At 54.4% G+C, this 26,833-nt stretch carries 29 protein-coding genes and 1 tRNA gene; 14 read left to right on the top strand and 16 right to left on the bottom strand.

Going from position 1 to position 26,833, the window contains the following annotated elements; genetic code table 11:
- Positions 1-65: 65 nt before the first annotated feature.
- Positions 66-248 (bottom strand): hypothetical protein, encoded by a 183-nt coding sequence (locus tag AALG83_01320; protein MEY8381800.1) that lies wholly within the window; start codon positions 246-248, stop codon positions 66-68.
- Positions 249-481: 233 nt separating this feature from the next.
- On the opposite strand from AALG83_01320, the gene AALG83_01315 reads away from it, so the two are divergent.
- Positions 482-558: transfer RNA gene (locus AALG83_01315), tRNA-Pro, on the top strand.
- Positions 559-708: 150 nt separating this feature from the next.
- On the opposite strand, the gene AALG83_01310 is transcribed toward AALG83_01315, so the two are convergent.
- The 8 genes from AALG83_01310 to pyk all read right to left on the bottom strand — a co-directional run bounded on the left by AALG83_01310 (position 709) and on the right by pyk (position 6,551).
- Positions 709-1,035 (bottom strand): DUF1292 domain-containing protein, encoded by a 327-nt coding sequence (locus AALG83_01310; GenBank protein MEY8381799.1) that lies wholly within the window; start codon positions 1,033-1,035, stop codon positions 709-711.
- 16 nt (positions 1,036-1,051) lie between these two features.
- Positions 1,052-1,459 (bottom strand): Holliday junction resolvase RuvX, encoded by a 408-nt coding sequence (gene ruvX, locus AALG83_01305; GenBank protein ID MEY8381798.1) that lies wholly within the window; start codon positions 1,457-1,459, stop codon positions 1,052-1,054.
- Positions 1,460-1,486: 27 nt separating this feature from the next.
- Positions 1,487-1,744 carry an IreB family regulatory phosphoprotein gene (locus tag AALG83_01300; GenBank protein MEY8381797.1) on the bottom strand — a complete coding sequence of 86 codons (258 nt, stop codon included), beginning with the start codon at positions 1,742-1,744 and terminating at the stop codon, positions 1,487-1,489.
- 420 nt (positions 1,745-2,164) lie between these two features.
- Positions 2,165-3,310 (bottom strand): cysteine desulfurase NifS, encoded by a 1,146-nt coding sequence (nifS, locus tag AALG83_01295; GenBank protein ID MEY8381796.1) that lies wholly within the window; start codon positions 3,308-3,310, stop codon positions 2,165-2,167.
- 45 nt (positions 3,311-3,355) lie between these two features.
- The gene (locus tag AALG83_01290) at positions 3,356-4,171 is read right to left on the bottom strand and encodes a polyphenol oxidase family protein (GenBank protein MEY8381795.1); all 816 of its coding nucleotides are present in this window, start codon (positions 4,169-4,171) and stop codon (positions 3,356-3,358) included.
- Positions 4,172-4,216: 45 nt separating this feature from the next.
- Complete coding sequence (nrdR, locus tag AALG83_01285) at positions 4,217-4,672, bottom strand: transcriptional regulator NrdR (protein MEY8381794.1); 456 nt, start codon at positions 4,670-4,672, stop codon at positions 4,217-4,219.
- 138 nt (positions 4,673-4,810) lie between these two features.
- Positions 4,811-5,062 (bottom strand): YlmC/YmxH family sporulation protein, encoded by a 252-nt coding sequence (locus AALG83_01280; GenBank protein ID MEY8381793.1) that lies wholly within the window; start codon positions 5,060-5,062, stop codon positions 4,811-4,813.
- 64 nt (positions 5,063-5,126) lie between these two features.
- On the bottom strand, positions 5,127-6,551 hold the full coding sequence (pyk, locus tag AALG83_01275) for a pyruvate kinase (GenBank protein ID MEY8381792.1): 1,425 nt from the start codon (positions 6,549-6,551) through the stop codon (positions 5,127-5,129).
- 196 nt (positions 6,552-6,747) lie between these two features.
- Here pyk and AALG83_01270 point away from each other — a divergent pair, with 196 nt between their 5' ends.
- The 3 genes from AALG83_01270 to sigG all read left to right on the top strand — a co-directional run bounded on the left by AALG83_01270 (position 6,748) and on the right by sigG (position 9,203).
- Positions 6,748-7,539: a sigma-E processing peptidase SpoIIGA gene (locus AALG83_01270; GenBank protein MEY8381791.1), complete on the top strand. Its 792-nt coding sequence runs from the start codon at positions 6,748-6,750 to the stop codon at positions 7,537-7,539.
- 9 nt (positions 7,540-7,548) lie between these two features.
- Positions 7,549-8,256: an RNA polymerase sporulation sigma factor SigE gene (gene sigE, locus AALG83_01265; GenBank protein ID MEY8381790.1), complete on the top strand. Its 708-nt coding sequence runs from the start codon at positions 7,549-7,551 to the stop codon at positions 8,254-8,256.
- Between the two features lie 173 nt (positions 8,257-8,429).
- Positions 8,430-9,203 (top strand): RNA polymerase sporulation sigma factor SigG, encoded by a 774-nt coding sequence (gene sigG / locus AALG83_01260; GenBank protein MEY8381789.1) that lies wholly within the window; start codon positions 8,430-8,432, stop codon positions 9,201-9,203.
- A gap of 32 nt (positions 9,204-9,235) precedes the next feature.
- Here sigG and AALG83_01255 read toward each other — a convergent pair whose 3' ends face one another.
- Genes AALG83_01255 through AALG83_01240 form a run of 4 tightly spaced genes read right to left on the bottom strand, consistent with a single transcriptional unit; the run spans position 9,236 to position 12,056 of the window.
- On the bottom strand, positions 9,236-9,706 hold the full coding sequence (locus AALG83_01255; protein ID MEY8381788.1) for a metallophosphoesterase: 471 nt from the start codon (positions 9,704-9,706) through the stop codon (positions 9,236-9,238).
- Positions 9,703-10,293, bottom strand: a complete 591-nt coding sequence (gene rdgB, locus AALG83_01250) for an RdgB/HAM1 family non-canonical purine NTP pyrophosphatase (protein ID MEY8381787.1) — start codon at positions 10,291-10,293, stop codon at positions 9,703-9,705. The genes AALG83_01255 and rdgB overlap by 4 nt, the downstream gene beginning before the upstream one ends.
- Positions 10,290-11,003, bottom strand: a complete 714-nt coding sequence (rph, locus tag AALG83_01245) for a ribonuclease PH (GenBank protein MEY8381786.1) — start codon at positions 11,001-11,003, stop codon at positions 10,290-10,292. Before rph ends, rdgB begins: the two co-directional genes overlap by 4 nt.
- A gap of 12 nt (positions 11,004-11,015) precedes the next feature.
- Positions 11,016-12,056 (bottom strand): beta-eliminating lyase-related protein, encoded by a 1,041-nt coding sequence (locus AALG83_01240; GenBank protein MEY8381785.1) that lies wholly within the window; start codon positions 12,054-12,056, stop codon positions 11,016-11,018.
- A gap of 177 nt (positions 12,057-12,233) precedes the next feature.
- Here AALG83_01240 and AALG83_01235 point away from each other — a divergent pair, with 177 nt between their 5' ends.
- The 10 genes from AALG83_01235 to AALG83_01190 all read left to right on the top strand — a co-directional run bounded on the left by AALG83_01235 (position 12,234) and on the right by AALG83_01190 (position 24,096).
- Positions 12,234-13,964 (top strand): NFACT RNA binding domain-containing protein, encoded by a 1,731-nt coding sequence (locus AALG83_01235; protein MEY8381784.1) that lies wholly within the window; start codon positions 12,234-12,236, stop codon positions 13,962-13,964.
- A 176-nt stretch (positions 13,965-14,140) separates the two neighbouring features.
- Positions 14,141-16,099 (top strand): excinuclease ABC subunit UvrB, encoded by a 1,959-nt coding sequence (uvrB, locus tag AALG83_01230; protein ID MEY8381783.1) that lies wholly within the window; start codon positions 14,141-14,143, stop codon positions 16,097-16,099.
- A 38-nt stretch (positions 16,100-16,137) separates the two neighbouring features.
- Positions 16,138-18,975, top strand: coding sequence for an excinuclease ABC subunit UvrA (uvrA, locus tag AALG83_01225; protein ID MEY8381782.1), 2,838 nt, complete (start codon positions 16,138-16,140; stop codon positions 18,973-18,975).
- On the top strand, positions 18,972-19,607 hold the full coding sequence (locus tag AALG83_01220; GenBank protein ID MEY8381781.1) for a hypothetical protein: 636 nt from the start codon (positions 18,972-18,974) through the stop codon (positions 19,605-19,607). Before uvrA ends, AALG83_01220 begins: the two co-directional genes overlap by 4 nt.
- A gap of 9 nt (positions 19,608-19,616) precedes the next feature.
- On the top strand, positions 19,617-20,420 hold the full coding sequence (locus AALG83_01215; GenBank protein MEY8381780.1) for an HAD-IIA family hydrolase: 804 nt from the start codon (positions 19,617-19,619) through the stop codon (positions 20,418-20,420).
- 14 nt (positions 20,421-20,434) lie between these two features.
- On the top strand, positions 20,435-20,899 hold the full coding sequence (gene tadA, locus AALG83_01210; GenBank protein MEY8381779.1) for a tRNA adenosine(34) deaminase TadA: 465 nt from the start codon (positions 20,435-20,437) through the stop codon (positions 20,897-20,899).
- A 48-nt stretch (positions 20,900-20,947) separates the two neighbouring features.
- Positions 20,948-21,724 (top strand): zinc-ribbon domain-containing protein, encoded by a 777-nt coding sequence (locus tag AALG83_01205; protein MEY8381778.1) that lies wholly within the window; start codon positions 20,948-20,950, stop codon positions 21,722-21,724.
- On the top strand, positions 21,714-22,379 hold the full coding sequence (locus AALG83_01200; protein MEY8381777.1) for a zinc ribbon domain-containing protein: 666 nt from the start codon (positions 21,714-21,716) through the stop codon (positions 22,377-22,379). The genes AALG83_01205 and AALG83_01200 overlap by 11 nt, the downstream gene beginning before the upstream one ends.
- Before the next feature lie 44 nt (positions 22,380-22,423).
- Positions 22,424-22,930, top strand: a complete 507-nt coding sequence (locus AALG83_01195) for a zinc ribbon domain-containing protein (protein ID MEY8381776.1) — start codon at positions 22,424-22,426, stop codon at positions 22,928-22,930.
- Positions 22,931-23,349: 419 nt separating this feature from the next.
- Positions 23,350-24,096: a GntR family transcriptional regulator gene (locus tag AALG83_01190; GenBank protein MEY8381775.1), complete on the top strand. Its 747-nt coding sequence runs from the start codon at positions 23,350-23,352 to the stop codon at positions 24,094-24,096.
- A 95-nt stretch (positions 24,097-24,191) separates the two neighbouring features.
- On the opposite strand, the gene AALG83_01185 is transcribed toward AALG83_01190, so the two are convergent.
- Genes AALG83_01185 through AALG83_01175 form a run of 3 tightly spaced genes read right to left on the bottom strand, consistent with a single transcriptional unit; the run spans position 24,192 to position 26,818 of the window.
- The gene (locus AALG83_01185; GenBank protein ID MEY8381774.1) at positions 24,192-25,418 is read right to left on the bottom strand and encodes a homoserine dehydrogenase; all 1,227 of its coding nucleotides are present in this window, start codon (positions 25,416-25,418) and stop codon (positions 24,192-24,194) included.
- Between the two features lie 3 nt (positions 25,419-25,421).
- Positions 25,422-26,192, bottom strand: coding sequence for a type III pantothenate kinase (locus AALG83_01180; GenBank protein ID MEY8381773.1), 771 nt, complete (start codon positions 26,190-26,192; stop codon positions 25,422-25,424).
- 20 nt (positions 26,193-26,212) lie between these two features.
- A complete protein-coding gene (locus tag AALG83_01175) occupies positions 26,213-26,818 on the bottom strand; it encodes an ECF transporter S component (protein ID MEY8381772.1) in 606 nt (201 codons plus the stop codon).
- Positions 26,819-26,833 lie beyond the last annotated feature (15 nt).

Here is a 26,833-nt window from a genome sequence, read left to right as displayed (position 1 = left end):
GATAGTATGGCTTGGCATTTTAATGAAAAAAGAGTACACAGAATCTGTGTACTCTTTTTCGTTCCTTACTCGTGCTCGTTATTCATCTGGTTCTTGAAATTCGAGTTTCTGTTGTTCGAGTTATTTCTCTGGTTGCTCTGGTTATTGCTCTGGTTATTGCTCTGGTTGTTGTTGGAGCGATTGGAGTTCTGGTTGTTAGACTGGTTCGACCCCGTGTTGTTGCAATTGCAATTCTTATTGTTCTTCATTATAAATTGCCTCCTTTCTCACTTTTGAGTTTCGCAAACTTTGTTGCAAAGATAGTATCTGTAAAAAACACTTTTTTATGTTGCCAATCGTCCGGTTTCTCCAGAAAAATTTGTCTTTGATTTTCTTCTTTTTCCCATAAAAATTTAATTTCAAATTTTGAAGCTGAGGATTTTGCCTTGACAAACAAAATAGAGAATGCTAATATATCACTGTTGATTTTTTATGATTGTCTCTGGGTGTAGCGCAGTTTGGTAGCGTGCTTGAATGGGGTTCAAGAGGTCGCAGGTTCAATTCCTGTCACCCAGACCAAAAAGAAAACCGCTCAATAGAGCGGTTTTTTTGTTTATCGAATTGATAGGGTTTGCGAGCAGCTTATACATAGGAATCTTCTCATAAAAATAGCAGCGGAGAACAATGCTTCCATACTCTCCGCTGCTTTTTTTACGAGCCAAATTGGCCCTACTCCTCTTCCTCTTCTTCATAGAGGCGAATAAATTCGTTCCAAGCTGCTTCCAGCTCCTCCTCAGATTCGACGGGGCTGAAAACGCTCTCCTCGCCATCCTCATCCAAGCGCATGATGAGCACTTCGCCTTCCTCAAAATCCTCCAGGGGAACGACGGGCAGAAGCGACGCATAGAAATGCTCGCCACAATCAAACGTCATCAGGCACTCAAATTCGACTTCGTTGCCCTCGTCGTCTGTCAGCGCAATGATGTTGCTCTCGATATCCATTTCGCCATCATGGCCAGCGCAGTGCTCGCAATGGCCGTTGCAATGTTCACTCATGTTATTTTCTCCTAAATCAGTAAATTTTCGTCCTATCTAAATAGCCCTGCAATATTGCTACCGCAGCCAGCTTATCGACCACTTTTCTCCGCTTTGCCCTGCTGACATCCGCTTCGATGAGCGTGCGCTGTGCAAAGACCGTCGTCAGGCGCTCATCTTCCATGATGATCTCCCGCCCCGTCGCTTCTTTCAGCTTTTCCGCAAACGCGGAAATCTTCTCCGCCTGGGGGCCAATCGTCCCGTTCATATTTTTCGGGAGCCCGCAGACAATCTGCTCCACGCCATGCTTTTCGCAAAGCGCCTTAATATAGGCAATATCCTCCTGCTCGCCCTGAACCTGATAGGATTCCAGGCCCTGCGCCGTAATGCGCAGCGGATCCGAAAGCGCAATGCCAATGCGCTTCTCTCCAACATCTAACCCCATGATCTTCGGGTATAACAATCCTGCCTCCTATTCGAGATTCTCGATATACTGCGAGACAATCTCTTCCAACAGCTCGTCCCTATCCAGCCTGGTCAGCAGGCTGCGCGCGCCGTTGAAACTTGTGATATACGTCGGATCGCCGGAGAGGATATACCCAACCAGCTGATTGAGAGGATCGTATCCCTTTTGCTGCATCGCATCGCAGGCGAGCTTGATAATCCCGCGCGCAGGGTTGTCCATGTCTTTTGTCAAGACAAATTTCGTCGTCCGATCAGCATGATTCATCGTGATAGCCCTCCTGTTGCCCTCTTAATAGAATTATTATATACCAAGCCCAATTACAAATCAACCAATCTGCGCCTGAATTTACCAGTTTTTCGCAGATTCCCGGCGCCATTGTATGATGCAAAGAGCCGCTCTGCCGAGCGGCTCTTCACGATTACCACATGTTGCAAACTGCATCCTCGAGGGCGCGTTTGCCCTTTCTCATGGTTCTCTTCATAAAGGTCTTGGTTCCGGGAACAGTTGCCATAACCGCAGCCGCGCCCACCAGACCGCCCATCAAAAAACTAAGGGCTGTGCATTTCATATTCATTTCAAACTCCCTTCTGCAAATGAATTCTCATCGTTAATCTGCGCAGAAAAAGGGAATTTAATCACAAAATCGTGCGTTTTCAAAATTTTTCATTTTAAAAACGCAAGCCGCTACTTGCGCAGCCGCTGAGCGATCTCTGCCAGCGTCTGCACCGCGGCCTCTACTTCCTGCTGCGTCGTATAGCGCGAGAAGGTGAAGCGCAGAGCGCCCCGCGCCTCCTTTTCGGAAAGCCCCATCGCCATGAGGACATGCGACGGCGAAAGCGAGCCTGCCGTGCAGGCAGAACCGCTGGAGCAGGCAATGCCCATCATATCCAGGTTATAGAGCGCGGCTTCGCTGGTCAGCTCGGGAATGCGCAGATTGACATTGCCGGGCAGGCGCTGGGTGGGATGGCCGTTCAAAATGACGCCGGGAATCTTCTGGCGCGCCATTTTGATCATCTCTTCCCGCAGCGCCGTCAGCCGCTGAGCCTCGCTTTCGAGCTCCTGGGATGCCAGTTCGATGGCCCGGCCCATGCCGACGATGGAAGCCAGGTTTTCCGTGCCGGATCGCCGGCCGCGCTCCTGGCCGCCGCCGTGCAGATATTTATCGAGCGGCGTTCCCTGCCTGACATAGAGCGCGCCGACGCCTTTGGGCGAATGGAATTTGTGCCCGGAAAGCGAGAGCAGATCCACGCCCAGCTCCTGCACATCGATTTTCACATGCCCCACCGCCTGCACGGCATCCGTATGCATCAGCACGCCCGCCTGATGCGCGGCCTGGGCAATCTCGGCGATGGGGTTGATGGTCCCCACCTCGTTGTTCGCAAACATCACGCTTACCAGGATGGTATCTTCCCGAATCGCGGCCCGCACAGCCTCGGGGCTGACCTGCCCATAGCAGTCTACATCCAGATAGGTTACCTCATAGCCATCCGTCTCCAGCGCACGGCAGGTATCCAGCACGGCATGGTGTTCCACTTTGCTCGTGATGATATGCCGGCCCTTTTGCCGCAGCGCATGAGCCGCGCCGGAAATCGCCCAGTTGTCGCTCTCCGTGCCGCAGCCGGTGAAGAAAATCTCCCGGGCCAGCCTTGCCCCCAGGGCCGTTTTCAGCTGCTCTCTTGCAATATCCAGCGCGTGGTGCGCTTCCCTCCCTAGCCCATAGACCGAGGATGGGTTTCCATATTGTTCTTGCAGATAGGGCAGCATCGCTTCTAATACTTCCGCCCGCACTTTCGTCGTGGCGGCATTATCCAAATAGATCAAAATAAGCACCTCGCTCCTTATTAAAAAAGCAGGCAGGGCGCCCGCTTTTTCCAGTTACAGCGCGATGAAAGACCCCATCGCGCCCGTTTTTCCATGGTCTCTTCGATGAGAGAAGAACCTCTCGCTATTATCATATGTACAAAGACCGGAGAGTGTGATATTTTTTGGCGGAATGCCGAGATTTTCAAACTGCGCCAACAAAACGGCCCATAAATCCAGATGGATGCCTTCGCCCCCGCGCAAAACCGCCGCCGGATACTCCGGCTCGAACAGCCCTGCCACGTCCTCCTGAATCTCATAGCAATGGCCGCATATGGAAGGCCCGATGCCCACCAAAATTTCATCCGGCGCAATGCCCAGGCTCTGCAGTTTTTGCACGGCCGTCCGCGCAATGCCCGAAAGTGTGCCCTTCCAGCCCGCATGGCAAACCGACGCCGCCCGCAGCTTTTTATCCAGAAAGAAAAGCGAGTTGCAGTCTGCATGCAGGCTCACGCCCGCTGTTCCCGGCGCCGTCACGCAGACGCCGTCGCACTTTGGCAGCTCGTTTTCCCGGAAAATTCCCATGCCGTGATGGCGCTCATCCACAAACTCCACCTGATTGCCATGCTCGTAGTTGCAGACCACCAGCTCTTCTGCCCGCATTCCCATGGCTCCTGCCGCGCGCCGGAAGTTTTCCCGGACGCGCTCCGGCGAGGGATCGCGCTTAAAGCTCAAGTTCAAAGAAGAGAAGGGGCCGTCGCTCACACCGCCAATGCGGGAAGTGAACCCATGGCGGATTCCCAGTGCCTCGAAGGATGGAATCGTATAGAAAATGACGCCGTCTTTTTGCCGCTCCAAAAAGCCTCTTTGCACCTTATCTGCATATGCCATAATAAAATGAAATCCCCTTCTGCTCTTTGCCGCGAGATCCTCGCGCTATTTCTCTGCCACCAGTTTTTTAAGCTCGCTCATGAAAGTGCTGATGTCTTTAAACTCCCGGTAAACCGAAGCGAAGCGGACGTAAGCCACCTCGTCCACCTTTTTGAGCGATTCCATCACCATATCGCCGATATCCTGCGCCTGCACTTCCTGCTCCACCCGGTTCTGCACCTGGTTTTCGATTTCCAGCGCCATGGCATCGATGGTATCGATAGAGACATTGCGCTTTTCGCAGGCCTTCATAATGCCCCGTTTGATTTTATCGATATCAAAGGCCTGGCGGCTGCCATCCTTTTTGACGACCATCACGGGCACTTGCTCTGCCTTCTCATACGTCGTGAATCTTCTGCCGCATTTCAGGCATTCTCTGCGCCGGCGCGTGGAAACCCCTTCATCCAGCGGCCTGGAATCGACTACCTTGCTCTCCTGGTGTCCGCAATAAATACACCTCATAATTCCACCTCTTGCATCGCTTTGTTTTTTCTTCGGAACACAGCAGCTTCATTCTATCATATTTTTCCGCCTTGCGCGAGAGAAGCCGCGCCGAATATGCGCTTTCGGGGTTATTATAGCACAAAAAGCGGCGCATACTCAATGAATGATCTCGCAAGTTGCCATATCGATCTCGACCAAAATCACGTCGTCCCCAATTTTGCAGATATCTTTCCATGGAATCACGTAGTCCCGGTGCTGGAACATGCCGCGCAGCCCACAGCTTCCGGGCACGACAATGGCATGGATATGCCCCTTGCACTCATCAAAAATCAAATCGCATATGTAGCCAAGGCTGCGCCCCTCGCAGACGTTGATGACCTCTTTCTTTCTCAGCTGATTAAACCGCAAAAAACTCCCCTCCTTGCTTTTATCATATGCTTGGAGGGGAGTTTTGGTTTATCGGGCAGCGCGTTTATTCCACAATATGCACTTTGATGATATTCGTCGTCCCGGCAAAGCCCAGGGGAATGCCCGCTACCATGATCACCAGCTCGCCCCGGCGCAGGTAGCCCGCCTCCACGGCCTTTTCCACCGCATGGGCAAAGAGCTCATCCATCTCCATCTTCTCTTCCACCCGCACAGGAAAAACATTCCAGGAGAGATTGAGCTGGCGCATGACTTCATCCGTCATGGCGCAGCCGATGATGGGCATGGACGGCCTGAATTTGGAGATGAGCTTTGCAGTCGTCCCGGTTTTGGTGAGGGCCAGCAGGGCCGCCGCATTTAAATCGTAGGAGACGGTGCAGGCAGCATGGGAGACGGCGTCCGGCGTATTCTCCGCGCCGCGGTTGCGCTGGCTCTCTGCAAAAAAGCGCTTCTTATAATCGATATCCTGCTCGGTGCGCAGGGCGATGCGAGCCATAGTCTCGACGGCTTTGACGGGATATTTGCCCGCCGCCGTCTCGCCCGAAAGCATGATAGCGCTGGTGCCGTCGTAAATGGCGTTGGCGACGTCCGTCCCCTCTGCTCTGGTGGGCCGGGGGTTTGTAATCATGCTCTCCAGCATCTGCGTCGCGGTAATGACCTGCTTGCCCGCAAGATATCCGCGCTTAATTAGCCGCTTCTGCTCAACGGGCACTTCCTCCAGGGGAATTTCCACTCCCATATCGCCTCTCGCGACCATGATGCCATCGCAGCTGCGAATGATCTCTCCCGCATTCTCGACGCCCTCGGCGTTTTCTATCTTGGCGATGATCTTCATATGCCCGCCGCCGTTTTTATTGAGGAACTCCCGGAGAATGATCAGGTCTTCGGCGCTGCGCACAAAAGAGGCCGCAACGATATCGTAGCCATGCTTGATGCCAAAGAGGAGATCCTGCTCATCCGCCTCGCTCATATAGGGCATATTCAGGTGCACGCCCGGCAGGTTCACGCCCTTGCGGTCCGAAACGATGCCGCCGTCGATGATCTGCGTCTCGATTTCGGATCCGCAGACACGCTCAACGCGAAGCTCGATATTGCCGTCGTCTAAAAGGATGGTATCTCCCGCCCGCACGTCCATAGGCAGGCGCTTATAGGAGACGCTCGCGCGCTTTGCCGTGCCCAGAAGGTCTGCCGTGGTCAGCGCAAAGCTCTCTCCGGCCAGAAGCTCGGCCTTGCCGCCTTCAAACCGCCCAAGGCGCACTTCCGGCCCCTTGGTATCTAAAAGCGCCGCCACCGGTTTGCCCAGCTCTTCGCGCGCCTGCTTCAGCGCCAAAAGGCGGCTGAGCTGCTCGCGGTGATCGCCGTGCGAAAAATTGAAGCGCGCGACGTCCATCCCTGCGCAAATGAGCTGTTTGATGGTCTGCACATCACTGCTGGCCGGCCCCAGCGTCGCGACAATTTTGGTTTTTCTCATGGCCATATTCCTTTGCTTCCTCTCTTAGGGGTAATCTATTCAAAAAATACTTCCAGTCTATATTATACACGAAAAATGCAGGATGAAAATACTCTCCTTCATTTTTTACACATTCGCCATTTTGTGCGCTTTTTGCATCCCACAGTTCTACATTTTTTGAAAAGTGAGTAGGATATACTGTGCCCGGGTGAGGGAAATGAAAAAGGTATATATCGAGCTGGTCTTTCTGGATAACTTCCTGATGGACTTTATCATTTTATTTTTTGCTGCGCGCCTGAGTGAAAAGCGCGTCAAATTCTCCCGCGTCAGCATGGGAGCGGGAATTGGCGCGCTCTATTCTGTTTTGGCGCTGGCTTTCCCGCCGCTCGGGGGATTCGCCTTTAAGTGCATCGCTCTGGCCGTCATGTGCCTGCCCATGGGAGCCCGCCCGGCCAGGCGGTATTTTCTGCGCTGCGGCCTGGCGCTCTTATGCTCCTTCCTCTTTGGCGGCTGCATTTTATTCGCCATGCTGGCGCTGGACGCGCCGCTTCACGGCGCATATCTCGGGCTTCCCATTCTGCGCTATCTCCTGCTCGGCCTGGCCGCGGGCATCGTACTTTTGGAGCTGCTCCTGCGCACGCCCCATCCCAAGCAAGGAACAGACTACCTCATTCACGCGGAATTTTCCGGAGCTGCCGTCAATCTCCGGGGTTTTTTAGATACCGGCAACCTGCTGCAAAGCCCCGGCGGGCTTTCCGTCATCATCGTGGCGCGCAGCGCGGCTGGCAGCGCGCTTCTGGAGCAGATAGAGCGGCATGCTCTGCCCTCGTTTCCCTGCCGCACGGCATCCGGGGAATCCAGCCTGCCCGGCTTTTTGCCAGATAAGCTCATTATTACCACCCGGGACAAAAGCTATGCGGCCAAGGCCTATCTCGCGCTTGCAGATACTTCGTTTCCCGAGGGCTACACCGCCCTTCTCGGGCCGAATTTAAAACTATTCCCATTATAGGAGGAACATATGATAAAAACATTGGAACAAATCCGTCTGGCCATTTTTAAAATCACTCTGGCAAAACGCCATCTCCTATACGTCAATGGGAGCGAAGCGCTTCCCCCGCCCCTCTCCAAGAGCGAGGAGAGTCTTCTAATACAGCGCCTGGCCGGCGGCGAAAGCGAGGTCAAAACCAGCCTGATCGAGCGCAATATCCGCCTGGTCGTCTATATTGCCCGCAAATTCGATAATACCGGCGTCGGCCTGGAAGACCTCATCTCGATTGGCACCATCGGGCTGATTAAGGCGGTCAACACCTTCGACGCCAGCAAAAACATCAAGCTGGCCACCTATGCCAGCCGCTGTATCGAAAATGAGATTCTGATGTTTTTACGCCGCACTTCCCGCATTAAAGGAGAGATCTCCCTGGATGAGCCGCTCAATGTGGATTGGGATGGCAACGAGCTTTTGCTCTCGGATATCTTGGGCACGGAGGGCGACGCCGTTTTCAAGGAGATTGAGAGCGACGTGGAAAAATCCCTCATCGCCGAGGCTGTTTCGCATCTGCCCGCCCGGGAAAAGCTGATCATCAATATGCGCTTTGGGCTATCCGGCTTCCGGGAAAACACGCAAAAGCAGGTCGCAGACGCGCTGGGCATTTCGCAGAGCTATATTTCCCGGCTGGAAAAGCGCATCATCAAGCGCCTGCAAAAAGACGTCTCGAAAATGCTCTAGCTTCAAAGGCAATAGAAGCTTTGAAAGGCAGCCCCCAGGCTGCCTTTTTGATTTGCATTTCCCTCCCCCATTTTTCGCGGTTTCTTCCAGTTTTTCCCCGGTATAGAAAATCCCGCCAGAGGCAACCCTAAAACCCAGAGGCACAATTTACTGCAACAAGGGAGAGCAATGCTATGATAAATAAAGTGGAAATTTGCGGCGTGGATACTTCCAGACTGCCCGTCATCCCAGAGAGCCGCCTGCGGGAATATTTTGAAAAAATCTATGCCGGGGATCGCAGTGCCCGGGAGGAATTCATTCAGGGAAACCTGCGCCTGGTCCTCTCCATCGTGCAGCGGTTTTCTACGCGCGGCGAAAATATGGACGATCTCTTCCAGATTGGCTGCGTCGGCCTGATCAAAGCCATCGATAATTTCGATATCAACGTCGGCGTTCGGTTCTCGACCTACGCCTGCCCGATGATCATCGGCGAAATTCGCCGGTATCTGCGGGATAACAGCCTGATGCGCGTCAGCCGCTCGCTCAAGGATACGGCCTACCGCGCTTTTGCCATCAGCCGGGAGCTGGCCGAGCGCAACGCCCAGGAACCGGGCATCGACGCCATCGCCAAAGAGATGGGCATCTCCCGGGAAGAGCTTTCCTTTGCGCTGGATGCGGTTCAGGATCCCATCTCCATCTCCCAGCCCATCTATCAGGAGGGCGGCGATGCGCTCTATGTGCTGGACAGCCTTTCGGATGAAAAAAACTCTTCGGAAACCTGGCTTTCGGGCATCGCGCTTCGGGACGCCATCAGCAAGCTGGGCGACCGGGAAAAGAACATCATCCGCCTGCGGTATTTTGAAGGCAAGACGCAGATGGAAGTCTCGGAGGAAATCGGCATCAGTCAGGCGCAGGTCTCCCGGCTGGAAAAAAGCGCGATACGCAACATCAAGAAAAACTATGTATAAAAAAGAGCCCATATGGGCTCTTTTTTATTTGCTCAGCGCAGCTCCACCGTTTTGGGGAAAATGCCGTCCCTCGTTACCAAAAGAAGGCCGAATGTAGCCCTGTGCCCGCCCCGCGGCTCGCCCACGCTTCCCGGGTTATAGAGCAGGCGCCCGCCCGCATACTCCGTGAGAGGCATATGCGTATGGCCAAACAGCACGGCATCCGCCTGCCGCTCTTCTGCCAGATAAGAGAGGCGATCCAGGGAGTATTTGACGGCATAGCAGTGCCCATGCGTCAAAAGCAAGCGCTGCCCCTCCAAAAATACGGTTTGCTCGGCTTCCCCAATGGAATCGCAGTTTCCCCTCACGCAGACTACTTTTGCATCCGAATATTTGGAGATTTGCCCGGCATCCGCTCTGTTATCTCCCAGATGGAAGATATAATCTACCGGCCCTGCCTGGACGATAGCGCGCTTCATGGGCTCCAGATGGCGGTGGGTATCCGAAAGAACGAGAATCCTCATCTCTCCTGCTCCGCAAACTGGCGCAGCTCGGCCAGCGCTTTGGCCCGATGGCTGATTTGGTTCTTGATGGCCGGCTCGATCTCTCCGAACGTCTTGTCGTATTCGGGCAGCAGGAAATAGGGATCGTATCCAAAGCCCTCGCTTCCCCGGGCCTCCAGAATAATTTGTCCATCACAGCGGCATTCGCAGGAAAAAGCGACCTCGCCCTTGCGCGCCAGGACGATGGCGCATTCATAGTGCGCGCCCCGCTGTTCTTCGCCCAGCTGGGAAACCTCCTGCACGAGCTTGGCATTGTTGGCCTCGTCCGTGCCCTCCGCAGAGTAGCGCGCCGAGTAGACGCCCGGCCGGCCGCCCAGCCCATCTACGCAAAGGCCGGAATCATCCGCGACGACATCGCATTCCACCAGCTGGCTGATGGCCAGTGCTTTTTTTGCCGCATTGCCCAGAAAGCTATCTGCATCCTCCACAACATCCACGGCCACGCCCGCTTCCTTCATGGAGATCACTTCATCATAAAGCCCTGCCAAAATCTGCTTCATCTCCCGGACTTTGCCCGGGTTTCCCGTTGCCAAAATCAGTTTTTTCATAAATTCTCCAGCACTTCCTTTTGCTTTTGTATGAGCTGCTTTACGCCGGTTTTGCAGGCGACCAGCAGGTTTGCAAATTCCACATCCGTAATCGCGCGCTTTTCGCCGCAGATCTGAATCTCGCTGATGCAGCTGCCCTCCGTCCCCACGAAGTTCATATCCGCCTCGGCCCGCGAATCCTCCTGGTAGCAGAGATCTAAGAGCGGCTCTCCATCCACGATTCCTGCCGATACCGCAGCCAGATATTCCCGAATCGGGTTTTTCTCCAAAATGCCCTCGCTCATGAGCTGCCTGACCAGCAGGCCGAGCGCGATAAAGCCGCCCGTAATCGAGGCGGTCCGGGTTCCGCCGTCCGCCTGGATGACATCGCAGTCTACCGTGATCATCCGCTCGCCCAGGGCTTCAAAATCCAGCACAGAGCGCAGGCTCCGGCCAATCAGCCGCTGGATCTCGATGCTGCGGGAATCGGATTTCTGGCGCTCCCGCGGCTTGCGCCCCAGGGTGGAGCCGGGCAGCATGGCATATTCCGCCGTCAGCCAGCCGCTCCCCTTGCCCGCCAGAAAAGGCGGCACTTTATTTTCCACATTCGCCGTAACCAGCACTCTGGTATTGCCCCATTCTATCAGGCAGGAGCCGCCCGAGTTCGGCATAAAATGCGGCGTAATGCGCAAATCGCGCAGCGCATCGTTTGCTCTTCCATCTACTCTCATATTCTTCCCTCTCTATTCAAACAGCGCAGTGAGCTGCGCGATATCCTCTTGCCTGCTGGCCCAGCTTGTGGCCAGGCGCACGACCGTGTGCTCCTTATCGTATGCCTCCCAGAAGCTGAAGCCAATCTTTTGGGAGAGCCGCTCCATCTGCCGGTTTTCCAGAATGAGAAACTGCTGGTTGGTCGGCGAATCGAACAGGAAGCGGCATCCCCTCTCTTCCAGCCTTTTTTTCATCTCCTGCGCCAGGCGCACGGCATGCCTGCCCAGCTGAAAATAGAGATCGTCCGTAAAAAGCACATCAAACTGGATGCCCAGCGCTCTCCCCTTGGCCAGCAGCGCGCCGTTTTGCTTGATGATGGAGAAAAAGTGCGGGATGAGACCAGGCCGCGGGAACACCAGCGCCTCGCCCAGCAGTGCTCCCATCTTGGTTCCGCCGATATAGAACGCATCGCAGACTTGCGCCAGCGTTTGCAGGGTAACATCCGTCCCCTCTGCCGCCAGGCCATACCCCAGCCGCGCGCCATCCAGATAGATCGGCGCTCCATACTGCGCGCAGACTTTCCCAATCTCCTCCAGCTCTTTTCTGGTATAGAGCGTGCCGTACTCCGTCGGATGCGAGAGATAGACCATGCCCGGCATGACCAGGTGATCCCGGTTCCCATCGTTTTCATATGCCTCAAAGCAGGCCCGGACCTGCTCTGCGCTGATCTTGCCCAGCGTATGCGGCAAAGTCAGCACCTTATGCCCGCCATGCTCGATGGCCCCGGCTTCGTGAGCGCTGATATGCCCGGTATCCGCCGAAATCACGCCCTGATAGGGGCGCAGCAGCGCTTCTATCACGACTGCATTGGTCTGCGTTCCGCCGGAAAGAAAGAAAATCTCCGCTTCCGGGCAGGCGCAGGCCGCACGGATCTTCTCCTTGGCGCTCTGACAATAGCGATCCATGCCATAGCCCGGCGCTTTTTCCAGGTTCGTCTCCATCAGGCGCTGCAAGATGAGCGGATGCGCCCCTTCCAGATAATCGCAGCTAAAATCCTGCCGCATCGTCTCCATATCTTTCTCCTATGCTCTAGCATATTTTCTTTCTTATTGTATCATACCGGATGCAGAATGCAAAGAATCCCGTTTTTCCGGGCAAAACCAGGAAAAGGTGGCGCGCAGAGGCAAAAAATAGTATAATAGGGCTATTGGCGCCCGGCAAAGCCGCCGCGCCTGGGAAAGGAACTTCACATGACTTTAGACGGACTCACCCTCTGCGCCCTGATCCGCGAGCTTTCTGCTCCGCTGGCAGGCGCGAAGATCGAAAAGATAAATATGCCGCAGAAAGATGAAGCCATTTTGCTGCTTCATACCAGGGAAGGCAAAAAGCGGCTGCTGCTTTCCGCCTCGGGCAGCGACCCGCGCCTGCACCTGACGGCCCAGCAAAAGCCCAACCCGGATAAGGCGTTCAACTTCTGCATGTTTCTGCGCAAATACCTCTCGGGCGGCCGCATCGAGCAAATTGCCCAGGAAGGGCTGGAGCGCGTCGTCCGCATAGATATTGCGGCCAAGGACGAGATGGGCATCGCCTGCCGCTATGCGCTCTACACCGAGATCATGGGCAAATACAGCAATATCATTCTGGTGCATGAAAACGGCAAAATCATGGATAGCATCAAGCACATCTCTGTGGATACCAGCAGCAAGCGGCAGGTGCTCCCCGGAGTGCGCTATGAGCTGCCCCCGATGGATAAAACAAACCCGCTGGAAGCTGACTGCGACGAGATTGCCGCCGCAGTTTCAGGCAAAAACCTGCCGTATGGCCTGGTTGAGGCGCTGGAGGGCCTTTCCCCCCAGACGGCCGAGGAGCTTTGCGCGCGCTTCTTTGAAGAGACGCCCGCGCTCTTGCCGCCGGGGCAGGCTCCTGATTTCGCCGAGTTCATCCGCGCCTATTTAGAGCAGGCGCTGGCGCACCCCGCGCCCTGCGTGCAGAAAAATATGGCGGGCGTGCCCGTGTTTCTCTCCCTCGTCCCCTATGCCGCCTATTCCGAGCAGAACCGCCAAAGCTTTGCCGCGGCCAATGAAGCCGTGGACTACTACTATGCCCGGCGGGATTTCCTGCAAAAGCTGGAGCAGAGCCGCGCAGGCGTGATGCGCGTGCTGAAAAAGAACATCGCCCGGGTGGAAAAAAAGCTGAAAATCCAGTGGGAGACCATTCAGGCGGCCGAGCGGACGGAGAAATTCCGGCTGTACGGCGAGCTGATCTCCGCCAATATTTATCAGCTCAAACGCGGCATGGCCAAGGCAGAGCTTGTCAACTACTATACCGGCGAGCCAATTACCGTTCCGCTGGACGTCTCCCTCAGCCCATCGGCCAACGCCACCAAGTATTTTAAGAAAGTTACCAAGCTGAAAAACGGCGTTGCCATCGCGGAAAAGCAGGCCGCGCAATACGAGCAGGAGCTTGGGTATCTGCGGGAGCTGGAGTATACCGCCGAGGCCGCGCAGGAGCTGGAGGATTTGCAGGAGGTCCGCGCGGAGCTGGTGCGCTATGGCTATCTGGATCTGGCGCCCAGAGAGAAGATCACCCGAAGCGACCCGCTGGAAAAGCCCATGGAGTTTTTGCTGAGCAGCGGCAGCAAAGCGCTGGCCGGGCGCAACAGCCGCCAGAACGATGCCCTGACGCTGCACGTCGCGGAGGACACGGATTACTGGTTCCATGCCAAAAACCAGCCAGGCAGCCACGTCATCCTCTTTACGGGCGGCGGAGAGCTGCTGGACAGCGACGTCATCGAGGCGGCCACCATCGCGGCCACCTACTGCCGGGGCAGCAAGGCCGGCAAAGTGGAGATCGATTATGCGCCGCGCAAAAACGTCTGGAAAGCAAACGGCGCGCGGCCGGGCATGGTCAACTACGATCACTACTGGAGCATCCTGGTCTCTCCGGATGCCGCGCTGGCAGATCGCCTGCGCAGGCAATAGTCCTTTGGCGCTTTGCAGGGCGGAAAAACCGCCCTGCTTTTTTCTTGCTCTCCCCCGCCCCAAAAAGTTAAGAAGAATTTAACAAAGTGGGTAAAAACTAGTACAGGAATTGGTTTGCAACCGGGGGGCAAGTGGTATAAAATAGAATAGAGATTTTTTGCGAAGGAACAGAATTTGTGGGTAAATTTATACTAGAATCAAAATTTAAGCCATCCGGCGGGCAGCCGGATGCGATTAAGGCTCTGGTTCAGGGAGTTGAGGCCGGCCGGCGCGACCAGGTTCTGCTGGGCGTAACCGGCTCGGGCAAGACGTTTACCATGGCCAATATCATCGAGCAGACCCAGCGCCCAGCGCTGATTTTGGCGCATAACAAAACTCTGGCCGCGCAGCTTTGCAGTGAGTTTAAGGAGTTCTTCCCGCACAACGCCGTGGAGTTCTTCGTCTCCTACTACGACTACTATCAGCCGGAGGCGTATATCGAAAAGCGGGATCTCTATATCGAAAAGGATTCCAGCATGAACGAGGAGATCGACCGCATGCGCCACAGCGCAACTTCGGCGCTTTTGGAGCGGCGGGACGTCATCGTCGTGGCCAGCGTCTCCTGCATCTACGGCATCGGCGCGCCTGAGGACTATAGGGATGCGACGGTCGCCCTGCGCACCGGGCAGACCATCGACCGCGACGTTCTGATGGAGCGCCTCATTGCCATCAACTTCAAGCGCAACGACATCGAATTCGTCCGGGGCACTTTCCGGGTGCGGGGCGATATTGTGGAAGTCTTCCCCATGGGCGGCCTTTCCAGAGCTATCCGCATCGAGTTCTTCGGAGATGAGATCGACCGGATTTTAGAAGTGGACGTGGTAACCGGAAAGCCCGTGCTCTCCTCCAGCTACGTCATGATCTTCCCGGCGACGCACTATGCCGTGAGCCGCGAAAAAGTTCTGGCCAACATCCCGCGCATCAAGGCAGATATGCTCGCCCAGGCCGAGATGTTTAAAGAGGCCGGAAAATACCTGGAGGCCGAGCGCATTTTGCAGCGCACCACCTACGACATGGAGATGCTTCAGGAGGTTGGCTCCTGCTCGGGCATCGAGAACTATTCCCGCTATTTCGACGGCAGAAACCCGGGCGATGCGCCTTTTACGCTGATGGACTTCTTCCCGAGCGATTATCTGCTGTTTGTGGACGAGTCTCACGTGACGCTGCCGCAGGTGCGCGCCATGTATAACGGCGATAAGGCGCGCAAGGAAATGCTCATTAAATACGGCTTCCGGCTGCCTGCCGCCGCAGACAACCGGCCGCTCAAGTTCGACGAGTTCAACCAGCGCATCAACCAGGCCATCTATCTCTCGGCTACCCCGGCGGAATACGAGCGCGAAAAGGCCAAAGGCGCCATCGTCGAGCAGATCGTCCGCCCCACGGGCCTATTAGATCCGGAAGTGATCATCCGCCCAGTCGAAAACCAGCTGGACGACCTTCTGGCCGAGATCAACAAAGTTACCAAGCAGGGCCTGCGCGTGCTGGTTACGACGCTGACCAAAAAGCTGGCCGAACGGCTGACAGATTATTACAGCGAGATGGGCGTGCGCGTCAAATACATGCACTCGGATATCGATACCATGGAGCGCATCGATATCATCCGCGGCCTGCGGCTGGGCGAATTCGATGTGCTCGTGGGCATCAACCTGCTGCGCGAGGGGCTGGATATCCCGGAAGTCGCTCTGGTGGCCATTTTGGATGCGGATAAAGAGGGTTTTCTGCGCAATGAAACCTCCCTCATCCAGACCATCGGCCGCGCCGCCAGAAACGCCGAAGGGCGCGTCATCCTCTATGCGGATGTGATGACCGGCTCAATTCAGCGCGCTGTGGGCGAGACAGACCGCCGCCGCGCGCTCCAGCAGGCGTATAACGAGAAGCACGGCATCACGCCTAAATCCGTCGTCAAAGAAGTCAACGACAAGATCGATCTAACGGAGGAAGTCTCCAGCCAGACTTCGGATATCCGGGAGATCAACCGCAATGAGAAGAATATTAAACTGCTGGAAAAGCAGATGAAGGAAGCTGCCGCCGAGCTGGATTTCGAGATTGCCGCGGCGCTGCGGGATCGCATCCGGCAGCTTAAAGGAGAATTATAAGTGCGAAGGGGCTTGCCCCAAAGGAAGAGGTAACTGCATTGGAAGACGTCATCAGCATTCGAGGTGCCAAAGAGCACAACTTAAAAAACATCAGCGTGGATTTGCCCAGAAACAAGCTCATCGTCATCACCGGGCTTTCGGGCAGCGGCAAATCCTCCCTGGCTTTCGATACCGTCTACGCCGAGGGCCAGCGGCGGTATATGGAATCGCTCTCCTCCTATGCCCGCCAGTTTTTGGGGCAGATGGAGAAGCCGAACGTGGATTATATTACGGGGCTCTCCCCCGCCATCTCCATCGACCAGAAAACCACCAGCCGAAACCCGCGTTCTACCGTGGGCACGGTAACCGAGATCCAGGATTACCTGCGCATTCTCTACGCCCGGGCAGGCGTGCCGCACTGCACCAAATGCGGCAAACCCATCGAGCGGCAGAGCGTCGATCAGATGATAGAGCAGGTTTTCCAGCTCCCGGAAGGCGCGCGGCTGAATATCCTGGCCCCCATCGTCCGGGCAAAAAAAGGCGAGCATAAGAAAATTTTTACCGACCTTGCCAAGAGCGGCTTTGCCCGGGTTCGGGTGGACGGGCAGATGCACATGCTGGAAGAGGAGATCTCTCTGGTCAAGAACAACAAGCACACCATCGAGGTCATCGTGGACCGCCTGCGCCTGCGGGAGGATATCCGCCGCCGGCTGAGCGACTCTCTGGAAACCGCCCTCAAGCTTTCGGGCGGGCTGGTCATCGTGCAGGATGCGGACAGCGGCCAGGAGATGCTGTTCAGCGAGAACTACGCCTGCCCGGACTGCGGCATCAGCATCGAGGAGCTCTCTCCCCGGATGTTCTCCTTCAACAGCCCCTTCGGCGCCTGCCCGGACTGCACGGGCCTTGGCGTCATTCTCAAGATAGACGAGAGCACCATCGTGCAGGATGAAAACCTCTCCATCGCCCAGGGGGCCGTGCGCGTCTCGGGCTGGAATCTCTCGGCATGGGATAAGTGGAATGGCCAGCGCGTGGCCTCTGTGGCCCGGCACTACGGCTTCTCTATGGATACGCCCTGGAAGGATCTGCCCGAAAAGGCGCGGCAGATTGTGCTGTATGGCTCGGGCGAGGAAGTCATCCCCATGGAATACCGCAGTGATTCGGAAGTTTCGCGCTATAACCGCACATTTGAGGGCATCATTCCCAATCTGGAGCGGCGGTTCAACGAGACTTCCTCCGAAGGGATGAAGGCGGAAATCCGCCAGTATATGTATGAAATGCCCTGCCACACCTGCGGCGGGCTGCGCTACCGCCCCGAGACGCTGGCCGTGCGGATCAACGGCGTCAATATCGCGGAGCTTTCGGATATGTCCATCGTGCAGGCCAAGCAGTTCCTCAATAACCTGACACTCACCGCCAAGCAGCAGGCCGTGGCAGACCGCGTGCTCAAAGAGCTGAACGCGCGGCTGGATTTTCTCATCGATGTCGGCCTGGGGTATCTGACGCTCTCCCGCTCTGCCGGAACGCTTTCGGGCGGCGAGGCTCAGCGCATCCGGCTGGCCACGCAGATTGGCTCCGGGCTGGTAGGCGTGCTCTATATTCTGGACGAGCCCAGCATCGGCCTGCATCAGCGGGACAATGCCAAGCTTCTGGCCACGCTCAAAAACCTGCGGGATCTGGGCAACACGCTGCTCGTCGTCGAGCACGATGAGGAAACCATGATGGAATCCGACTATATTCTGGATATCGGGCCGGGCGCCGGCGTGCATGGCGGCGAAGTTGTCTGCATGGGAACGCCGGAGCAGGTCATGGCTGATACGCACTCCCTCACCGGCGATTATCTCTCGGGCAGGCGGAAAATCGAAATTCCAAAAAAGCGCAAAAAGCCGGCCAACGGGTATATCGAGATCAAGGGCGCGTCGGAGAACAACCTGAAAAATATCAACGTCAAGTTCCCCATCGGGCTGATTACCGCGGTAACCGGTGTATCCGGCAGCGGCAAATCCACGCTGGTCAACCAGATTCTCTACCAGGCGGCGGCACGTCAGCTGAACAGCGCCAAATACCGCCCGGGCAAGCACAAGCAGATTCTGGGCCTGGAGCAGCTCGATAAGGTCGTCAACATCGATCAGTCCCCCATCGGCCGCACGCCCAGATCCAACCCGGCGACGTATACCGGCGTGTTCGATCACATCCGGGATCTCTTCGCTATGACGAACGACGCCAAAGTGCGCGGATATACCAAGAGCCGCTTCTCCTTCAATGTCAAGGGCGGCCGCTGCGAAGCCTGCAAGGGCGACGGCATCATCCAGATCGGCATGAGCTTTTTGCCGGATGTGTATGTCCCCTGCGAAGTCTGCAAAGGGCAGCGGTATACCAGAGAGACGCTGGAAGTCAAATACAAGGGCAAGAATATCTTTGAAGTGCTGGATATGACCGTGGAAGATGCCTATGAGTTTTTCAAAAACATCCCCAAGATTGAGCCGATTTTGAAGGTGCTCAAGGATGTGGGGCTGACGTATATCAAGCTTGGCCAGCCTTCCACGACGCTTTCAGGCGGCGAAGCACAGCGCATCAAGCTGGCGACCTACCTCTCCCGCCGGCAGACGGGAAAGACGCTCTTTATTCTGGACGAGCCCACCACCGGCCTGCATACGCACGACGTCAAAAAGCTGGTGGATATCATCGCGCGGCTGGGTGAAAAGGGCAACACCATCGTCATCATCGAGCATAACCTGGATGTCATCAAATGCGCGGATCACATCATCGATCTTGGGCCGGAAGGCGGCGATGCAGGCGGCAGAATCGTCGCGACGGGCACGCCCGAACACCTGGCGACGGTAGAAAACAGCGCCACAGGCCAGTTCCTCAAAAAAGTTTTGGAGCGTGGCAACCAATGAGAAGAGCCTTCAGTATTTTTCTCGCCGTTTTGCTGCTTCTCGCTCTGCTCTGCGCCGCAGGCTGTTCCAAAAAAAGTGCGCTGGAAGGCATGAACCCAGATGACCCGCTGCTGGTCGTCAACGGCCAGGTGATCATGACGGTGCAGGATTTGCAGCGCTCGCTAAAAGAGCAGGAGATTTCCCATCAGGTGAAGGGAACGGCCCTGCAAAAGGAAAAAGATCTCTTTTTGCAGAAAGCGGAGCTGCGCATCCTCTCCTACTATGCCGAGCAGTTCAGCCTTGGAGCCGATCAGCAGTTTCTGGAAACCGAATACGATGCGCATATCATCGAGATCAATGATACGGAAGTTTACGGCAAGGAAAAGGAGTTTTTCGATGCGCTTCAAAAAGAATTCGGCATGAGCGACCAGGAGTATAAGGACTGGAACGTGCAGGAAAATCTGCACAAATACAATGCCGAAAACCTGCTGGAAGATCTGGCGGCGACCTATAGCTATGTTACCGACCCCATCTATATGGAAGAAGTGATGCTGGAAAACCTGCTGGAGTTGCTGGATTTTTCCCAGCTCGAGCTCGGCTATCCGGGCGTTCAGAAAAAAGATTTTTCTTTCCAAACCATATTATCCCAATAAGGAGGCCCTATGCCCACACCAATCCGCGATCTGGAATGTTTTGTATTCGATATGGACGGCACCATCAACCTCGGCGAGACGCTGATCCCCGGCGCGCTGGAGCTGATTCAGGCGCTTTTGGAGCGCAGAATCAAGTTTTTCTTCTTTACCAACAACTCCTCCAAAGCACCTGAGGATTATGTCAAAAAGCTGGAACGGATGGGCTTTTCGGGCATCACCCGCTCGCATATCATGACTTCCGGAGATGTTACACTCCACTATCTGAAAACGCATTTTCCTGCCCCAAAGGTGTTTTTATCCGGCACGCCCGCGCTGGAAGCGCAGTTTGCGCAGGCAGGAATCGAGCTTTTGCCGGCCGATACTCAGGCGGCCGATGCCGTTGTACTCGGGTTCGATACTACTTTTGACTTTCAAAAAGCCGAGGCCATCTGCCGGCTCGTCTCTTCCGGCGTTCCCTTTTTGGCCACGAATATCGATCGCGTCTGCCCGCTGGAGGGCGGCGCCTTCCTGCCGGACTGCGGCTCTATGAGCGCCATGATCGAGCATGCCACGGGCATTGCCCCAAAGTTTATGGGCAAGCCCTTTGCAGAAACCGTCTCCTTTATCCTGGATGCCGCAGGAACGGCGCCGGAAAAGACTGCCATCGTCGGCGACCGGCTCTATACCGACATCGCGACGGCCGTGAACGGCGGCATTACGGGCATCGCTGTGCTTTCAGGCGAAATCAGTCAGCAGGATATTGATGCCTCCGAGATTGCCCCGGACTATACATTTGATAGCGTGGCCGGCATTCTCCAAGCGCTCTGCCCCTAAAAGGAGGAGGGTTCATGCAGCAAACGCGAGAATACTATATGCGCCTGGCTCTGCGCGAAGCCGCCAAGGCCGCGGCCATCGATGAAGTTCCCGTTGGAGCGGTGATCGTCCGGGAGGGCAGCGTCATCGCCCGGGCGCATAACAAGCGCGAAGCGGGCAAAAATCCCTGCGCTCATGCAGAGCTTCTCGCCATTCAAAAGGCCGCGAAAAAGCTGGGCGGATGGCGGCTGACTGGCTGCCAGCTTTATGTAACGCTGGAGCCCTGCCCTATGTGCGCTGGGGCGATTCTCAATGCCCGGCTGGATGAGGTCTGTTTCGGCGCTCCCGATCCCAAAGCCGGCTGTTTTGGCAGTCTTTGCGATTTGAACGCCCTGCCCTTCAATCATCACCCTCTGGTTTCCGGCGGAATCCTGCAAGAGGAATGCGCGCAAATTTTAAGAGAATACTTCCGGGAAAAGCGCAAAAAGAAAAAAGAGTAAAAAGGAGGAAATCCTCCTTTTTTTCATGCTGTTTTGCCAGTAAAAAATTTGCAGAATTTTGTCGCAAGCATTATAATGATAATTAGCCATAGTATAAAAATGGATAGGGAGGATTCTATGAACCAATCAATCTACAGCCGCAAAACAAAGGCGTTCGGAATGCCGACAAAATGGCTCTTCTTCTACATATTTATTCGCTTCCCGATCTCGTTTCTTTCGTTTATAATAACACTAGTTAACAGCTATATCCCCTATTTCCCGTATCTATTCGGAGGATATCTGGCTCCTGTTTTCTATATTGCCCTGCTGATGGATTTTGCCTGTTTTGCTATCAGCGTTATCACCTTTGTGAAACTACTCAAGCTCTCTCCCTCTTCCTTCAAGTGGAACATGGTCTATCTTTGGTTTAGCGTGGGATGCGAAGTGTTGGGGATACTGATTAGCGGGAGTTTTTCACCCTATATGCTGGGTAGAATTACCGGCGCGTTTTGCTGGGCCGCAGCAAATCTTTCCTACTTCAATAAGCGCAGCGAGCTGTTCGAGATGGAGGTACCGCCCCAGGCCCCTGCCTATGTGCCAAACTATGACTATGTGCAGCAGCCTGGCGCTCCCATGCAAAATGCCCAAAGCATCTCTGGCGGCGCACCTTCAGGCTTCTCTGCCTCTGCCGGTTATCAGCCCTATCAGAACGCTTCGCCTTCGCCGGAGGCTCCGGCCAATGCCGCAGCCTGTTTCTGCCCAAAATGCGGAAATGCGCTGATCGCTGGTGCCAAATTCTGCAATCGGTGCGGCGCTCCAATGGAGGAAAACAATCATGAACTGTAAAAACTGTGGACGTCTTATTCCAGATCAAAGCACTTTCTGCCCCTACTGCGGTGCTTCTTTAGAACGAGCTCAGGAGGTTCAGCCTGCCGCCCCTCAGTTTACTGCGCCTTATGCGCCGCCGGTTCAGCAATCTTCTGGCAAGCCAAAGAAGGCAAAAGGCAAGGTGCAGAAATGCCAAAAGTGCGGCGCTTTGCTCGGCAAGAAGGAGAAGGTCTGCTCTATTTGCGGAGAGGCCATGCCGAAACAGCCCCATGGAGCGAAGGCCGCGATCATCAGCATGAGCGTCGTCATCTGCCTGCTCGTATGTTCTACCGTCTACTTCATGCTGGAAATGTTTGAGGGAAACCGCGCGATTGACAAATTGAACGAAGAGATTACCTCTTACTCAGAGGTAATCGAAAAACTAAATTCTGAGTTAGCTACTCAAACCAAGCAGTCAGAATCATGGAAAAGGCACTATCAAGATTTAAAATTAGATTACGATAGAATGTATAGAGAGGCAAGCTTTTTCCATGACTATGCCGTGATTGTCGGAAACAGCAATCGCTACTATCACTCCTATGGTTGCTCTTATCTGGATGACTCATACTTTTATATCTTCAACAGTGAAAACGCAAGATACCAAGGCTATCGCCCCTGCCCGCATTGCCAATAACTGGCCGCCTTTTTAATTCAATAAAGCAAAGGAAAGCATAGATTATGAAATGTAAGAATTGTGGAAATCTCATCCCAGAACAAAGCACCTTTTGCCCTTATTGCGGGGTTTCTTCAGCGGAAGCGCAAGCCCAATCCAGCGCCGCTCCCCAATCTTCTGCCTTTTACACATCGCCGCAACAACCCATGCCTATCTCCTCCAAAATGAAAGGCAAAGTGCAGATATGCCCAAAATGCGGCGCTTTGCTCAGCAAGAAGGAAAAGGCTTGCTCTGTTTGCGGCGAGGTAATGCCCAAACCAAAAAAACCTCATAAAGCCAAAGCCGCTATCATCAGCATGAGCATCGTCATCTGCCTGCTCCTATGTTCCACCGTCTATTTTATGTTGGAGATGTTTCGTAGTAATCAGGCCGTTGATGATTTAAACGAGACGATTACTGAATGGGAAGATAAATATCAGCAGCTATATGATGAATACACTGAAGCCAAAAATGAATCCGATTATTGGCACCACACCTATAAAGCTTTATGGAATTATTACAAGTATAACTAGTTTTCTCTATATAGTGAATCCAGCTTTTACGCTTCTAACATTTAGTTCATCATTTTTTCATATGTAGTAAAATGCTACTATCCGCAAGAAGCACTGCCAAAACAGTGCTTCTTATTTTATAGATTTCTTCAGACTTTCTCCCCTATTTATTAAATTTCTCTTTATATTTTTTCAATCCATTGACGAGTTGTTATTAAAATGTAATAATAAAATATATATTGATGAAAAACTGACAGCAAAACAAGATGGCGCAATCGCTCAGAATGTGCTCTGTTTTTGCAGGAAAACCGATAAAAATAGCGGGTATTTTGATGCAGTCTCCCTCCTATCTCTTGTTACGAAAACAGGATGGATTGAGAGCGCCAAAAGAGTGAGCATCTGCATCAGCCATGCCCCTCTGCACCCAGGAGATAACTCAAATGGCTCTAGACCAAAATTCCATCACACCGCTCTATTTGCAGCTGTGCGACCTGATTTTATCAGAAATAAAAAATGGCAAATACCAGGAGGGCGATAAGATCCCTTCGGAATTGGAGCTCTGCGAACAATATCACTTAAGCCGCACCACCATTCGCGCGGCCATCGCGGCCTTAGCGAAACAGGATATCTTGGTTCGCCGCCAGGGCAAAGGAACTTATGTCAAGCAGCAAAAGCCTGTTTTATCCTTGCCGCCTAAAAAGCAGCCGAAATCCACTTCGGTTTCCTCCCTTTCCAGCGGCGGCTTTGCGCTGGAGAGCAATTCCCGGCTCACCAGCCATATTTCCTATAAAGGACTCATCCCCGCAACCAAAAACGATATGATAGCACTGGGGCTTCGCGCGGAAGAGCTCGTCTTTTTATATGCTAATAACTATTTCGTCAACGGCAAGCCGGCGGCTATCGAGGAATATTTCTTTCATCCCAAATACGCCGCGCTGGAGAATTTTCCGTTGGAATCCGAATCTGTTTGGGGAATCCTGGAAAGAGAATTTCATATTGGGCAAATTTCCTGCTCGAAAAAGACCATCGAGATCGAGCGCTCCAGCAAATGGGTCTCCTCCGCGCTGCGTGTCAACCGGGGCGAGCCGATTTTGGTTCTGCGCCAGACCATTTCCGAGCCGGACGGCACCCCGATTTTTCGCATCAAAGAATCCATTTTAGGGTGTGTCTATAAATACGTCGTCTAAAACGCGTTTTGAAAGCGGGCAGGAAGCGCCCGCTTTTTTCATGCAAAAAAAGAGCAGAGAACCTCTCTGCTCTTTTGCTTTTGCGATTGATTTTTCTATTGCATGCGCAGCAGCGATGCGACGCCGCCCATCTCCTGCACAGCCGCCTGAATCTCCTGCTCATGCGCCTGCTCGACGATAAGGGCCAAATCGCCATCCAAAGCGATCTCCTGCGCAACCTGAATCCCTCTCTTCTCCAAAGCGGCTTTCGCCTTTTGCGCGGCATCCCCGCCCTGGACCCGCAGGTAATAGCCGGTCTGCCAGTTATCATCAAAGCAAATCTCCGGGTCGACCTCGCCTTCCACGTTCTTAAAACGCGCATACGCGGGTGCTTCCTGGGTTGCAGCATTCAGGACATCCGAAACAACTGCGCTGGCCGTAGGCAAATCTCCTGCACCTCTGCCGTAGAGCATGAGGTCGTCTGCCATACTGCACTTTAAAAATACTGCATTGAAGGAGCCTTTTACCGTCGCCAGCATATGCTCTTTGGGGATGATGGTCGGGTGCACGCGCAGCTGCACCTTGTTGCCATCCTTTTTACCGATGGCCAGAAGCTTGACTTCCTTCCCCATCGATTTGATGCAGTCGATATCCTTCTTGCTCACATTGCGGATGCCTTCGCGGTAGATCTTATCGATGGGCATCCGGGAGCAGAACGCCAGCGAAGAGAGGATGGAGAGCTTATACATCGCGTCAAAACCATCCACATCTGCCGTCGGGTCTGCCTCGGCATAGCCGAGCTCCTGCGCCTCCTTGAGCACCTCCGCAAAATCACCGCCCTCATCGCACATCTTGGTCATGATGAAGTTGGTCGTCCCGTTGATAATAGCCTCGATAGACTGAATGGTATTCGCCTGAAGGCTGGTGTTGACCGTCCGGATAATGGGAATCGCGCCGCCCACGCTGGCCTCGAAATAGAATCCTGCGCCGCCCTTTTTGGCTGCTGCTTCCAGCTCGGGCCAGGCATTTGCGATGAGCTGTTTATTTGCCGAGACCACCGTCTTTCCCGCCTCCAGCATGGTTTTGATAAACGTCTTGGCAGGCTCCATGCCGCCCATGAGCTCGACGACGATGGAGATCTCCGGATCCTCTGCAATCTCCTGAACATTCGCCGCTTTGACGGCCTCGGGAACTTCCACGCTATACGCAAGCGCCAGCGTCTTTTTCACTTCCAGGCAGATGCCCTGTTCCCGGGCAATGCGCTCCCCTTCCATCTCAATTAGCCGGTAAACACCGCCGCCCACTGTCCCCATGCCCATGATGGCAATTTTGACACTCTTCATAGCTCACTTCTCCACATTCTTATGATAAATAATTTTCAGCCCTTCCAGAGTCAGCAGGCTGTCGATCACATCGATGGTTTTGGTTTCCTGCGCGATCACATCCGCCAGGCCGCCCGTCGCGACAACTTTGGCGCTTCCGCCCAGCTCGGCCTTCATCTTGCGCAAAATATAGTCGACCTGACCCACATAGCCATATAAAAGGCCGGACTGCATACAGCTGATGGTATTGCGGTTGATGACATTCTTCGGCATGGTCAGCTCCACCCGGGGCAGCTTGGCCGTATTGGAGATGAGCGCTTCAGCGGAAATTTTCACGCCCGGGCAAATGGCCCCGCCCAAAAACTCGCCTTTGGCCGAAACCGCGCCGTAGGAAGTGGCCGTCCCGAAATCTACCGTGATGCAGGGGCCGCCATATTTCACATACGCCGCAACCGCATTCACGATGCGGTCGGATCCCAGCTCTTTGGGGTTATCATAGAGAATATTGATGCCCGTTTTGATGCCCGGCTCCACGAAATACGGCTTCTTATGGAAATAGATGCGGCACATATGCTCCACTGTATAGTTGATGGAGGGAATGACGGAGGAGACGATGATATCCTCCACCTTTTCCGTATCAATGCCAAGATAATTGAAAAACGAGACGACTTTGATGCCAAGCTCATCGGCCGTGCGGTCTATCTTAGTGCCCAGCCGCCAGGAATGCAGGAGCTTGTCCCCGTCGAAAATACCGCATTTGATGTTGGTATTGCCCAAATCTATCACAAATAGCATGCTGATAAAACTTCTCTTCCTTACTTATTTTTTCTGGAAATGCTGCTGACCGCCAGGATAATCGGATAGCAGATCAGCGCCGCAGCAACCGCTTCCAGCGAGCCGGCAATGGCGCCCGTCCCGCCGATCACTGCCAAGACTTTTGCCGATTCCAGCCCATTGACCACAAAAAGCAGAAGCATGATACCAAGATACAGGATGGTATTGGTCAGCGAGCCAGCCGCGGCCGCAACACCAATGCCAACTTTGCCCATCTTCTCGCTCTTCTTCGCGAAAGCCCGGTGCACCAGATGCACGACAACCGGCAGCATCAGCCGCGGGATCAGGCACATGAGCACCACCTCAAACGGGCTCTCTGCCATCAGCATGGAGACGAGCGCGCTGGTTGGCACCATGGAAACCCCAAATGCCGAGCACGCGCTGGCAATGCCAAAGGCCGCGCCCAAAATCAGCCCAACCTGAATGCCGCAGCAAATTGTGCCCACGATAACCGGGATGCACATGATCGTAACGTTGATAAAGCCCAGCGGGATAATGCCCAGCGGCGTCATCCCCAGCAGCAGCGTTACGGCGGCAAGCACCGCGCCCAGCACCAAAACCCCAAGTTTCTTGCTTCTGTTATTCATTTTTCTACCTCCGTT

The organism is Christensenellaceae bacterium 44-20, assembly GCA_041223705.1.
Classification (GTDB): domain Bacteria; phylum Bacillota; class Clostridia; order Christensenellales; family Christensenellaceae; genus QANA01.
The sequence above is the reverse complement of the archived record's forward strand: the minus strand, read 5'-3'. Positions and strand labels throughout refer to the sequence as shown.